We start from the raw sequence: 12,168 nt of genomic DNA, 5'->3' as shown, positions 1-12,168 counted from the left end.
AAGTAGGTCGGGTAAGTGACTGACGCCTCGCTGCTGCGCCGCGTGAACACCCGGGCCACGCTCGGGGCGCTGCGTGGCGAGGGGGTGGCCACGGTGACCCAGCTGGGCAGGATCACCGGGCTGTCGCGGCAGACCGTCGAGGCGGTGCTCGACGAGCTGGGCGAGCGCGGCTGGGTCAGGGAGGTGCCGCCGGACGAGGGCGTGATGGGGCGTCCCGCGCGCCGGTTCGGGTTCAGGGCCGATGCGGGCCACGTGCTCGGCGTCGACGTGGGCGCCAACAAGATCCTCGTCGCGCTGGCCGACCTGAACGGCGAGGTCATCGCCTGGGAGCGCACGGCGGTCTCCGAGGGCGCCGAGGCGGCCGAGCGGCTGGAGGTGGCCCGCCGTACGGCCTGGGCCTGCGTGGACGGGGCGGGGGTGTCGCGCACGAGCGTATGGGCGGTGTGCGTGGGCACGTCCGGCATCGTGGACAGGTCGGGGCGGGTGACGCTGTCGCTCGTGCTGCCCGGGTGGACGGGCGTGGACCTGGCCGGGTTGGCGGGCCGGTGGTTCGACTGCACGGGGCTGGCCGCCAACGACGCCAACCTGGCCGCGCTGGCCGAGCACTGGCAGGGCAGCGCCCAGCACGCCTCCGACGTGGTCTACGTGCTGGTCGGGCACCGCGCGGGCGCCGGGATCCTGATCGGCGGGCGGCTGCACGCCGGCCGCACGGGCGCGGCGGGCGAGATCGGCGCGCTGCGGCAGGTGGGCTGGGAGCTCGCCGCGGCCGAGCTGGTCAGCGAGCGTCCCGCCACCGAGATCTTCGCCGACGCCCGGGCGGGCGAGCCGGAGGCCCTGGCCGCCGTCGACCGCTTCGCCGAGAACCTGGCGATCGGCGCGTCGGCGCTGGTGCTGGCCATCGACCCCGACCTGCTGGTGATCGGCGGCGGCTACTCCCAGGCGGGCGATGTGCTGCTGGGTCCGCTGCGCCGCCACCTCACGGACCTGTGCCTGAGCGCCCCGGCCGTGGTCATGTCCACCTTCGGCGACAAGAGCGTCGCCCTCGGAGGGGTACGGCTGGCGCTGGACCACGTCGAGCGCGAGGTGCTCGACCTCTAGGCGGGAGCCAGCGCGAGCGCGACGTTGTGCCCGCCGAAGCCGAAGGCGTTGACCAGCGTCGGGGCGGGCCGCCAGGTGCGCGGGCCGCCGGTGACCACGTCGAGCTTGACCGCTGGGTCGAGCCGGTCGAGGTTGCGCGTGGCCGGGATGAGGCCGTCGCGCATCGCCAGGGCCGCCACCACGGTGGCCAGCGCACCCGAGGCGCCGCACAGGTGGCCGGTGGCCGACTTGATCGCGGTGACCGGCGCGTGAGAGCCGACGGCCTCGGCGATCGCGGCCGCCTCGATGGGGTCGCCGCCGGGAGTCGAGGTGGCGTGCGCCTGGACGTGGCCGATCTCGTGCCCGGACAGGCCCGCCGTACGCAGGGCCTGCTCGATGGCGCGGCGCTGGCCGTCCTGGTCGGAGGCCGTGATGTGGCGCGCGTTGGCGGTGATGCCCGCGCCCGCCAGGCGGGCCAGGACCCGCGCGCCCCTGGCCGCGGCGTGCTCGGCCCGCTCGAGCACCAGCACCGCGGCCCCCTCGGCGAACACGAAGCCGTCGCGGTCGGCGTCGAAGGGGCGGCTGGCCCGCTCGGGCTCGTCGTTGCGCCGCGACAGCGCCTGGGCCTGGGCGAAGGCGGCCATGGTCAGCGGATGCAGGCAGGCTTCGGCGCCGCCCGCCACGACCACGTCGGCCCTGCCGTACCTGATGAGGTCCAGGCCAGCGGCGATCGCCTCGGAGCCGGCCGCGCAGGCGCTGACCGGGGCGTGCGCGGCGGCCCGTGCGTCGAGCTCGATGCTGACCCAGGCGGCGGGCCCGTTGGGCATCAGCATGGGCAGCGTGTGCGGCGAGACGCGGCGCACCCCGGCGCGCTCGAGCACGTCGTCCTGCTCCAGCATGGTGACCGCGCCGCCGGTGCCGGTGCCGATGGCCACGGCCAGCCGTTCCGGGTCGGCCTGCGGGCTGCCGGCGTCCGCCCAGGCCTCGCGGGCGGCCAGGATCGCGACCTGCTCGCAGCGGTCGAGCCGCCTGGCCATGGGGCGGCCGAGCAGCTCGGCCGGATCGGCGGTGAGGCGGCCCGCGATGCGCGAGGGCATGGCCGCGGCCCAGTCCTCCTCCAGGGCGACCACGCCCGAACGTCCTGCCAGCAACCCCGCCCAGGTGGTGGCGGCGTCGTGGCCCAGCGGGGTCATCGCGCCGACACCGGTGATCACAACGTCGGTCATGCCTTCCACGCTGCCAGCTCGCGGCCTCACAGCAGGGGGTGGCGATCCGCCAAGGACGCGGGCCGGATCTTGTGGCGGACCTATATGGCCAGAGCCGAACGGACCAGCGCGGGTCTCACTGTTTCCGCGGGCAGGTCCATGGTCTGCACGACACCCCACTGCAGGGCGCCGAGCACGGCCCAGCCGCGGACGCGGGTCTCGGGATCGGGGTCGGTCCCGACCAGTTTGGCGAAGATGACGTCGCGGAAGGTGCGGATCGCCTCACCCGGCGATCCGGGCGGGGCCTCGTCCGCGCCGCCCAGGTCCTCCATGAGCAGCCGGAGCACGGCCCGGTGCCGCACCACGAACTCCGCCAGGGCCTCCACCAGCGCCCCGCGGTCGGGGAAGTCGGTGCCGAGCAGCGTGAAGATGTCGTCGGCAGCGGGCGCGATGAGCTCGGCCGCGAGCCGGTCCTTCGGGTGGAAGTGGTAGGCGACGGCCGTCTTGGTCAGCCCGACCGCCGCGGCGATGTCGGCCAGCGAGGTGGCGGCGTAGCCGCGCTCGGCGAACAGCTCCCTGGCGGCGGCGAGGATGCGGCTCCGGGTGTCCTGCGCATCGTCGAGTGTGGTCATCGTCTCATTTCTTGCTGGGCGTTCCGGCCTTATCGTAGTCCTGTACGGGCGTACAGGACGGGGGTAGAAATGAGCGGCTTACTTGGACGGCTCGGCGGATGGTGTGCACGGCACGGCTGGATCGTGCTGGTGGCGTGGGTGGTGGCGGCCGCCGGGCTGATGGGTGGGAGCCTGGTCGCCGGCCGTCCCGTGAGCAATGACGTGACGATCCCCGGCACCGACGCCCAGCGCGCGCATGACCTGATGCGCCAGGGCTTCGGCCCCGGCTACGCCACGGGCGGGACCGTGCAGCTCGTGGTCTACTCCGACAAGGGGCCGCTGATCGCCGAGCGCAGGAAGCAGGCCGTGGACGCGGCCATCGTGGCGATCCACCGGGTGCCGCACGTCGTGCAGGTCGACACGCCCTTCCGCTACGGCGGCATCTCCTCCAACCTGCGCATCGGCCTGATCACCGTGCGGCTGCAGGGACACGACCCCGCCAAGCTCGCCGAGACCACGCAGGCCCTGTCCAGGGCCGCCGATCCGGCGCGGCGCATCGGGCTGGAGGTCGTGGCGGCCGACAGCTCCACCCCGGCCGACAAGGAGATCAAGACCGGGCCCAGCGAGATCATCGGCGTGACGTGCGCGCTGCTGGTGCTGGTGTTCGCCTTCGGGACGCTGGTCGCGGCGCTGGTGCCGATCTTCACCGCGCTGGTCAGCGTCGCCGCTGGGCTGGGCGTGATCGGGCTGCTCGGCCACGTCGTGGACGTGCCCAAGCAGGCGGGCATCATGGCCACGATGATCGGGCTGGGCGTGGGCATCGACTACGCGCTGTTCCTGCTGTCGCGGTACCGCAAGCTGCTGGCCTCCGGTGTGCCCGTGCACGAGTCGGTCCGCCGTACCGTGGCCAGTTCCGGCGGGGCGGTCGTGTTCGCCGGCGGCACCGTCATCATCGCGCTGAGCGCGCTGATGCTCGGCGGGTTCCCGCTGCTGCGCACGCTGGGGTGGATCACCGGCATCTCTGTGATCTGCGCGGTGCTCACCTCGGTGACGCTGGTGCCCGCGCTGCTCGGGCTGCTCGGGCACCGGGTCAACGCGCTGAAGGTGCCCTTCCTGGGCCGGCGTTCCGAATCCGGCGGGTGGGGCGGGCTCGGCGCGTGGGTGGCGCGCAGGCCGTGGCGGGTGCTGGTGGGCAGCGTGCTGGTGCTGGCGGCGCTCGCGGCCCCGGCCCTGGCGCTCAAGCTCGGGCCGCTCGACGACGGGTACGCAGCGGCTGACTCGCCGGGGCGGCGGGCCTACGAGCTCATGTCGGTCGGGTTCGGGCCGGGGGCCAACGGGCCGATGGTCGTGGTGGCCGAGCTGCCTTCGCGGGTGGAGTCGGTATCGGATCCGCTGGTGACCGGGATTTCTCGCGATATTTCGGATATTTCGGGTGTGGCGCATGTGACGCCCGCGAAGCTCAACACCTCCGGGCGGTCGGTGCTTCTTCAGGCGATTCCCTCGTACGCCCCGAGCGACCCGCGCTCCGCCGACGTCGTGCGTGACATCCGTGCGCTGTCGCCACGGATCCACGTGGGCGGCAAGGTGGCCGCGCTCACCGACGCGGGCGACCGCATGTCGGGGCGGACGCCGCTGGTCATCGGCGTGGTGGTGCTGCTCAGCGCCCTCCTGCTGCTGTTCGCCTTCCGCGCGCCGGTGGTGGCGGTGAAGGCCGCGCTGATGAACCTGGTCTCGCTCGGGGCCGCCTTCGGCGCCCTCGCGCTGGTCTTCTCGATCGGCCTGGGCAGCCGTCTCGTCGGGATGGACCCGCCGGCGGACGCCTCGTACCTGCAGACCCTGTTCTTCACGGTGCCGATCGAGAGCTACGTCCCGCTCATGCTCTTCGCGGTGCTGTTCGGGCTGTCCATGGACTACGAGGTGTTCCTGCTGACCTCCGTACGGCAGGCGTACCTGAGCCACGGCGACAACCGCCGCGCGGTGGCGGAGGGCCTGGGATCGACCGGCCGGGTGATCACGTCGGCGGCGCTCATCATGGTCGCCGTCTTCGTCGCGTTCATCGCCTATCCCGACCCGATGGTCAAGACGTTCGGCGTCGGCCTGGCCGTGGCGATCGCGGTGGACGCCACGATCATCCGCGGCTTCCTGGTCCCCGCCACGATGGTCCTGCTCGGCCGCCTCAACTGGTGGTGCCCCCGCTGGCTGGATCGTCTGCTGCCCAACCTGTCAGTTGAGGGGCACGAGGAGGCCGAGCAGGAGCCTCGCCCGCTGGCGACCACCGTAGGGTGACGCCTGACTACGGCTTGCAGCTTTCGAAGCCCTCGATGTATCCGGCGTGGACGCCCTTCGAGAACTGGCTGTCCCCTGACCTGGGCGGGCTGAAGGGCTGCTTGAACTTGCCATCAGAGCACCCGCTGGAGAATCCCTGGTTGAAGCCGAGCTTGAACTGCGTCTTCTTCTTTTTCTTCGGCTGCGGTGCGTGCTCGGCGGCGACCGTCTGCTTCGCCGAGCTCGTGGGGTTGGCCCAGACCGGTGCCGCCGTGGACCCGAACGCGAGGGCGGTGAGAAGCGCCGGAACCGCTACCAGTGTGGCGCGCATCTCTGACCCCTTTCCTTCCCGTGCCGGGGACGGGCCCCGGCGTTCACCTGCCAGCATGACGACGGCCCGGTCACCCCGGCGTGATGCGGGCGTGACGGCGGCGTCACCGGCCGCGCAGATCGGCGATGAGCTGCCGGATGCGACTCGTCGGGCGCAGACCGAGCTCCTGGCGCAGGCCCTGCTCGTACAGCTCGAAGCGGCGCAGGGCCTCGGCCTGGTTGCCCTCGGCCAGGTGTGCCCGGATGAGCGCGGCGCAGGCGCTCTCCCGCAGCGGGTCCGCGTGCACGGCCACGCACGCGGCGGCCACCGCGTCGGCGTGCCGCCCCGACTCCAGGAACAGCCTCGACAGCGCCTCCAGCGCGTGCAGCCGCAGCTGGCGCCACTCGGCGGCCGGAGCCAGCACCCAGTCGTCGTACCAGCCGGGCAGCAGGTCACGGGAGAGCAGGTCGACGGCGCGCGCGCCGAGATCGTCCGCCGCGACGTGCGCGGCCGGGTCGAGGATGCGCTGGGCCAGCGTGCGGGCGGAGCTGAAGTCGACCTCCGTTCCCGGCGCCAGGTGGATTTCACTGGTCCCGATGTGCAGGATCCGCCTGCCCGTGCCGTCCAGGCGGGCCAGCGCCGAGCGCAGGCTGGCGTGCGCCCGGCGCTCGGGGGCGTCGGGCCAGAGCGTGGCGGCCATCAGATGGCGGGAGACGGCCTGGCACGTCAGGCCGAGGAAGGCGAGCAGGCGCTCGGTCCCGCTGCAGACGGCGATCTGGTCGTCCCCGGCGAGCAGGCGGAAGCCGCCGAGCAGGACGAGGCGGAGCTCCACATGGTCCTCCCGGTCCCTTCCGTGTTTTCACGATACCCACCCGTTTCGCGGCACTTTTCGGGGGGCCGACCGGCGACGCCAAACCCTGCGGCAGGTAGATCGTTCACCGTGCTGCTGCACGGCTTGCCGGCGCGGTTTCAGGGGAAGACGATGACGCTGCGGGCGACCGCGCCCTCGCGGACGTGGGTCATCGCCTGGTCGATCTGGTCGAGCGGCAGGCGTTCGGTGATCAGGCCGTTCAGGTCGAGGCGGCCGCGCAGGTACTGCTCGGCCAGCATGGGCAGGTCGCGATGCGGGGCCGCGTCGCCGCCCTGGGTGCCCATCAGGCGGCGCGAGGAGAACAGCAGCGCCGGGTCGATCTCGGCGGGCTGCCCGTGCGGCGGGCTGCCGACCATGACCGTGGTGCCGCCGGGCTGGGTGGCGGCGAACGCCTGGGCCAGCACCCCCGGCACGCCCGTCACGTCGAAGGCGTACTCCACGCCGCCCCTGACCAGCTCGCCCACCTGGCGCGGCAGATCCTCGGCCGACAGCGTGCAGGTGGCGCCGAACCGCTCGGCCAGCTTGAGCTTCTGCTCGGCGACGTCGGCGGCGATGATCGTGGTCGCGCCCGCCAGCACGGCGCCCTGGATGACGTTGAGGCCGACGCCGCCGCAGCCGACCACGAGCACGCTGGAGCCGGGGGTGACGCGGGCGACGTTCATGACCGCGCCGACGCCGGTGATGACGCCGCAGGCCAGCAGGCACATCGCGTCGAACGGGGCGTCCTTGGCGATCTTCACGCAGGTGGCCTCGCGGACCACCGCGTACTCGGCGAAGGAGCCGATCCCGATGAATCTGCGTACTTCCTGATCGCCGGTGGAGACGCGCGGCTCGCCGCCCATGATCGCGGTCATCCTGGCGGGACCCGAGCACAGGTGGAAGCGGCCCGCGCCGCACTGGCGGCACTTCCCGCACGGTCCGCTCATCGAGATGATCACGTGATCGCCCGGCTTGACCGCGGTCACGCCCTCGCCGACGCTCTCGACGACCCCGGCGCTCTCGTGTCCCAGGATGAACGGCAGGCGGGCCACGACCGGGCTCTTGCCGTCCACCGCCTTGAGGTCCGACCCGCACACGCCGGACGCCTTGATCTGGACGCGCACCTCGCCGGGACCCGGGTCGGCGATCTCCACCTCGCGGATCTCCATCGGTGCGTGGAAGCCGGTCAGCAAGGCGGCACGCATCAGCATGCCGATCACGCTATCCGGACAAGCGATTGCTTGGCTACCTCCCTTGACGCGTTTTCCGGCGAAATCTACGCTCACACAAAACCAAGCGAGCGCTAGGCCGAAAGAGCTAGCCGTACAGCGGAGGATCGAATGCGGCGAGGACTGTGTGCGGCGGCGGCGCTCGTGCTGCTCGCCGGGTGCGCGGCACAGCAGAAGGGGAGCTCGGAGGGCGGCACCCAGGGCGTGACGGACACGACGGTCAAGGTGGGCGGCGTCCTCACCAAGACCAGCGCGAGCGGCTACTCCACCAAGGACGCCGAGATCGGGGCGAAGGCCAGGTTCGAACGGGCCAACGCCGAAGGCGGCGTGAACGGCAGGAAGATCGAGTTCATCGGGGCCGAGGACGACAACCAGGACGCCGCCAAGGGCGACGCGGCCGCCAAGAAGCTCGTGCAGAAGGACCAGGTGTTCGCGCTCGTGCCGGTGCACGCGCCCAACTTCGGCGGCGCCGCCTTCCTCGAGCAGCAGGGCGTGCCGTGGTTCGGCTGGGCGACAGGGCCGCAGTGGTGCGGCACCAAGACCGGCTTCGGCTACAACGGCTGCCTGGCGCCCAAGCCCGGTGCCGGCTCCCAGACCTGGTGGGGCAGGCAGATGGCCGACCTGCTCGGCGGGGCCGCGGGCAAGACCGTGTACGTGCAGACCACCGACTCCAGCGGCAGCAAGTACGGCGGGACCACGATCTCGCAGTCGTTCCAGGCGGCCGGGTTCAAGCTCGTCGGGCTCGACTCCGGACTGCCCGCGGCCGCCCCGCCGCCCGACTGGCTGCCGTACGTCAACAAGATCATGACCTCGAACGGCGGCAAGGCGCCCGACATCGTCGCCTCGATCATCGCGGGCACGAAGTTCAACGTCGGGCTCTACTCGGCGCTGAAGAAGGCCGGATACCAGGGTGTGCTCACCGATGCCACCAGCTACGACTCCGCCATCCTCAAGGACCCGGCCAGCGCCCAGGCACTCGAGGGCGTGATCGCCGCCCCGATGTTCGAACCCTTCGAGTCGTCCGCGCCGGAGATCGCCCAGTTCAGGAAGGACGTCGAGAAGGTCGCACCCGGCGCCCAGCTGACCCAGCACATGGCGATCGGCTACTGGTCGGCCGACATCTTCCTCGACATGCTGAAGAAGGCGGGCAAGGACCTGACACGGGAGAAGTTCCTGGCCGTCGGCAACGGCTCCTACGGCTACCAGAACCCCGGCTTCGGCAAGGTCGACTACCCCAGGGACCACACCGAGCCCAACGGCTGCGGCGCGCTGGTCAAGCTGGTCAACGGCGCCTTCCAGGTGGCCAAGAACATGAAGTGCTTCGACAACGTCCCGCTCAAATGATCCTCGGCTACATTCTCAGCGGCCTTGTAACCGGCGGCGTCTTCGCCATCATGGGCGCGGGCCTGACCCTGTCCTACGCCGCGACAGGGATCTTCAACTTCGCCCACGGCGCGCTCGGCTTCCTGACCGCGCTGCTGTTCTACCAGCTCACCTCCGTCCTGCCCGCGTGGCTCGCGGCGCTCATCGCGGTCGGGCTCTTCGCGCCCGCGCTCGGATACCTGCTGCACCGGGTCATGTTCCGCAGGCTCGCCGTCGCGGGCGAGACCGCGCAGATCGTCGCCACGATCGGCCTGACGATCGCGCTGCCCGCCCTCGGCCTGCTCGTCGTGGACGTCTTCGACCTGCCGAGCGCGGACGCCACGGCCCTGCCGCGCGGCATCGGGCCGCACCCGGCGATCTCCATCGGCCTGCTCGACTCCGACCAGCTGATCACCTTCGGCTTCTCGGCCGTGACCGCCGTCTGCTTGTGGCTGTTCATCCGGCACACGCCGTACGGCCTGCGGATGCGTGCCTGCGTGGACCGGCTCCGCCTGGCCCGGTTACGCGGGATCGACGCGGACGCGGCCTCCGCTGTGGCGTGGATGCTCGGGTCCATGCTGGCCGGGCTCGCCGGGGTACTCGCCGTGCCCGTGCTCGGGCTGGACGCCACGGCTTACACGGTGCTGCTCTTCGCCTCGGCCACGGCTTCCGTGTTCGGGCGGCTGCGGTCGATCCCGGTGACCTTCGCCGCCGGGCTGGGGCTCGGGGTGGTGCAGAACCTGGTCGCCGGGTACACCGACTTCCTGTCGGAGATCACCGGGCTGCGCACCGCCGTGCCCGTCATCCTGCTCTTCGTCGGCCTCCTGCTGTTCAACCGCTCCCGCGAACGCGTCGCCGGGACCGCATCCACTGACCTCGGCGAGTCGTCCCGCGCCCCTGCGGTTGCCGCCGTCGGCGGGTCGTCCCGTCCTCCTGCGACCGGTGACGTCGGCGGGTCGTCCCGTCCTCCTGCGATCGCTGACGTCGGCGGATTGTCCCGTCCTCCTGCGACCGGTGACATCCCTGCGCTCGCTGTCGGTGGGCCCTCGGAGCTCGCGGCTGCCGACGTCGGTCGGGTGCCGGGTCCCGCGGTCCCTGGCGGTTCGTCCAGGAATCCGGGGCGTGCCGTGGCCATCCGGTCTCGGTTGCCCTGGGCCGGTCTGACCGCCGTGCTGGTGGTCTTCGCCATGCTCGGGCCCGTGTACTACGTGGGCGTGGCGGCTCAGGGACTCGTACTCGCCCTGATCTTCTGCTCCTTCGTGGTGGTCACGGGGATCGGCGGCATGGTGAACCTGGCCCAGGCCTCCTTCGCCGCGATGGCCGCGCTGACCTGCGGCTGGGCCTTCGCCTCCGGCCTGCCGTTCTTCGCCGCGATCGTGCTCGGCGTGCTGGCGGCCACGCTGGTCGGCGTGCTCGTCGCGCTCCCGGCGCTGCGGCTCGGCGGGCGGGTCCTGACCCTCGCCACGCTCGCGCTCGCCCTCCTGGCCGACCAGGTGCTCTTCCAGGTGGACACCTTCAGCAACGGGACCATCGGCTGGCAACTGCCCGCGCTCGGCCTCGGCTTCGCCGACACCTCCTCGCCGCGCGTCCAGGTCTTCCTCCTGCTCGCCCTCATCGGCGCCGTGGCCCTCCTGCTCCGCAACCTCACCCGATCGGCCTCCGGCCGCGCCATCCTCGCCGTCAGGTCGGCTCCCGCCGCCGCCATCACGTCCGGCCTCTCGACCGTCCGCACCAAGATCACCCTCTTCGCCCTGGCATCGGCCATCGCCGGCCTGGGCGGCGTCCTCTTCGCCATCTCCAAGGGTTCGATCACGGCCACCGACCTCCCGGCCTTCTCGGGCTTCGTCTGGCTCGCGATCGTCGTCCTCCAAGGCGTCCGCCGCATCGCCGGCGCCCTCCTGGGCGGCCTGATCGCCGTGGCGGTCCCCGAACTCCTGGCCACCTGGGGCCTGTCATCCCATGTGGGCGCCATCCTCTTCGGCGCAGGCGGCATCCTCCTGGCCCGCCACCCCCACGGCCTCCTCACCCCAGCCCAACCCCCAACCCCCCAAGACCCCGGTACGGCGAGCTCACAACCACCCCCAGACCCGGACACGGCCAGCACCAACGCCCTTCCCGCCCGGCCCTCAACGCCACCACCACCCTCCGACCTCGATACGGCGAACTCACAACCACCCTCAGACCCGGACACGGCGAGCATCGACGTCGTCCTCACCCCCACCCGGGCCCCAATGCCACGACGACCCTCAGACTCCGATACGGCGAGCGTCAACGGCTTCGCGACCACGGCAAGCGGTGATCGCGTGGCGCTAGATGGTGCGGGCCGGGCCTCGGCGCCGACCGGCCTCGCTCCCCGAGTGCCACCCCAGGACACTGCAGCGCCCGACGACACACCGCACTCACACCCTCCACGCTCTGAGGCGCCGGGCGTTGGGTCGTCGGGCGACGAGGCACCGGGCGTGGGCGCACCGGGCGTCGGGGCACCGGGCGGCGCGGTGGTGGGGGTGTTTCGGATGGAGGGGGTGGTTGCGGGTTATGGGGACGTGACCGTGTTGCGGGGGGTTGATCTGGAAGTACGGGCCGGGGAGGTCGTGGCGCTCCTGGGGGCCAACGGGGCGGGGAAGTCGACCGCCTGCGCCGTGGCGGCGGGGGATCTTCCGGCGGGGGCGGGAAGCATCGTGCTCGATGGTCAGGACGTAACAGGGTGGCCCGCACATCGGAGGGCCAGGGCAGGGATTCTGCTCGCACCCGAGGGGCGGGGCGTCTTCCCGGGGCTGACCGTGGAGGAGAACCTGCGTACCTGGCTGCCGGATCCGGCGGCGGTGTATGAGCGGATGCCTCAGCTGGCGGCCCGCCGTACCGTCGTCGCTGGTGCGCTGTCGGGCGGCGAGCAGCAGCTGCTGACACTGGCGCCCGCGCTGGTGCGGCCGCCGAAGGTGCTGATCGCGGACGAACCGTCGCTGGGTCTGGCGCCGCTGGTCACGGGGCAGGTGTTCGAGGTGTTCGCCGAGTTGCGGGCGCTCGGGGTGGCGTTGCTGCTGGTGGAGGAGAAGGCCACGGAGGCGCTGGCGATCGCGGACCGGGTGGCGTTCATGCGCCTGGGCCGGGTCACCTGGTGCGGCCCCCGTCAGGACGTCGATCCCGACCGCCTCACCGCCGCCTACCTGGGTGTGTCATGACCCCCACGCCCCAGGACTCATCGAGACCCGCTCCCCGGGATCTGTCTGTGGGGGGAGTGATGGTGGCGAAACGGGGCGGG

At 72.1% G+C, this 12,168-nt stretch carries 9 protein-coding genes; 4 read left to right on the top strand and 5 right to left on the bottom strand.

Annotated features, from left to right (window positions below; translation table 11 throughout):
• Positions 1-15: 15 nt before the first annotated feature.
• Positions 16-1,098, top strand: a complete 1,083-nt coding sequence (locus tag ACIBHX_RS34265; protein ID WP_397071547.1) for an ROK family transcriptional regulator — start codon at positions 16-18, stop codon at positions 1,096-1,098.
• On the opposite strand, the gene ACIBHX_RS34260 is transcribed toward ACIBHX_RS34265, so the two are convergent.
• Together ACIBHX_RS34260 and ACIBHX_RS34255 are read right to left on the bottom strand one after the other, a co-directional pair.
• Positions 1,095-2,303 (bottom strand): beta-ketoacyl-[acyl-carrier-protein] synthase family protein, encoded by a 1,209-nt coding sequence (locus tag ACIBHX_RS34260; RefSeq protein WP_397071546.1) that lies wholly within the window; start codon positions 2,301-2,303, stop codon positions 1,095-1,097. The two genes, ACIBHX_RS34265 and ACIBHX_RS34260, sit on opposite strands and share 4 nt — an antisense overlap.
• An 80-nt stretch (positions 2,304-2,383) precedes the next feature.
• Positions 2,384-2,914 (bottom strand): TetR/AcrR family transcriptional regulator, encoded by a 531-nt coding sequence (locus ACIBHX_RS34255; RefSeq protein ID WP_397071545.1) that lies wholly within the window; start codon positions 2,912-2,914, stop codon positions 2,384-2,386.
• A gap of 69 nt (positions 2,915-2,983) precedes the next feature.
• Here ACIBHX_RS34255 and ACIBHX_RS34250 point away from each other — a divergent pair, with 69 nt between their 5' ends.
• Entirely contained in the window at positions 2,984-5,179 is a 2,196-nt protein-coding gene (locus ACIBHX_RS34250) for an MMPL family transporter (RefSeq protein WP_397071544.1), read from the top strand.
• Positions 5,180-5,186: 7 nt separating this feature from the next.
• Here ACIBHX_RS34250 and ACIBHX_RS34245 read toward each other — a convergent pair whose 3' ends face one another.
• From ACIBHX_RS34245 to ACIBHX_RS34235, 3 genes are all read right to left on the bottom strand, one after another.
• On the bottom strand, positions 5,187-5,489 hold the full coding sequence (locus ACIBHX_RS34245) for a hypothetical protein (RefSeq protein ID WP_397071543.1): 303 nt from the start codon (positions 5,487-5,489) through the stop codon (positions 5,187-5,189).
• Positions 5,490-5,592: 103 nt separating this feature from the next.
• Positions 5,593-6,300, bottom strand: a complete 708-nt coding sequence (locus tag ACIBHX_RS34240; protein ID WP_397071542.1) for a BTAD domain-containing putative transcriptional regulator — start codon at positions 6,298-6,300, stop codon at positions 5,593-5,595.
• Positions 6,301-6,437: 137 nt separating this feature from the next.
• Positions 6,438-7,529, bottom strand: coding sequence for an alcohol dehydrogenase catalytic domain-containing protein (locus tag ACIBHX_RS34235; protein WP_397071541.1), 1,092 nt, complete (start codon positions 7,527-7,529; stop codon positions 6,438-6,440).
• A gap of 129 nt (positions 7,530-7,658) precedes the next feature.
• On the opposite strand from ACIBHX_RS34235, the gene ACIBHX_RS34230 reads away from it, so the two are divergent.
• Both ACIBHX_RS34230 and ACIBHX_RS34225 read left to right on the top strand, forming a co-directional pair.
• The gene (locus ACIBHX_RS34230; RefSeq protein ID WP_397071540.1) at positions 7,659-8,891 is read left to right on the top strand and encodes an ABC transporter substrate-binding protein; all 1,233 of its coding nucleotides are present in this window, start codon (positions 7,659-7,661) and stop codon (positions 8,889-8,891) included.
• A complete protein-coding gene (locus tag ACIBHX_RS34225; RefSeq protein WP_397071539.1) occupies positions 8,888-12,088 on the top strand; it encodes an ATP-binding cassette domain-containing protein in 3,201 nt (1,066 codons plus the stop codon). The genes ACIBHX_RS34230 and ACIBHX_RS34225 overlap by 4 nt, the downstream gene beginning before the upstream one ends.
• The last annotated feature ends 80 nt before the right edge of the window (positions 12,089-12,168 follow it).

This window comes from Nonomuraea sp. NPDC050536, from assembly GCF_044457685.1.
In the GTDB taxonomy this organism is placed as follows: domain Bacteria; phylum Actinomycetota; class Actinomycetes; order Streptosporangiales; family Streptosporangiaceae; genus Nonomuraea.
This window is presented reverse-complemented; position numbering and strand designations above follow the sequence as displayed.

Excerpts from the sequence above, each read along its gene's own strand:
- ACIBHX_RS34260 (WP_397071546.1), bottom strand. The coding sequence starts at position 2,303 with ATGACCGACGTTGTGATCACCGGTGTCGGCGCGATGACCCCGCTGGGC.
- ACIBHX_RS34255 (WP_397071545.1), bottom strand. The coding sequence starts at position 2,914 with ATGACCACACTCGACGATGCGCAGGACACCCGGAGCCGCATCCTCGCC.
- ACIBHX_RS34250 (WP_397071544.1), top strand. The coding sequence starts at position 2,984 with ATGAGCGGCTTACTTGGACGGCTCGGCGGATGGTGTGCACGGCACGGC.
- ACIBHX_RS34245 (WP_397071543.1), bottom strand. The coding sequence starts at position 5,489 with ATGCGCGCCACACTGGTAGCGGTTCCGGCGCTTCTCACCGCCCTCGCG.
- ACIBHX_RS34235 (WP_397071541.1), bottom strand. The coding sequence starts at position 7,529 with ATGCTGATGCGTGCCGCCTTGCTGACCGGCTTCCACGCACCGATGGAG.
- ACIBHX_RS34230 (WP_397071540.1), top strand. The coding sequence starts at position 7,659 with ATGCGGCGAGGACTGTGTGCGGCGGCGGCGCTCGTGCTGCTCGCCGGG.
- ACIBHX_RS34225 (WP_397071539.1), top strand. The coding sequence starts at position 8,888 with ATGATCCTCGGCTACATTCTCAGCGGCCTTGTAACCGGCGGCGTCTTC.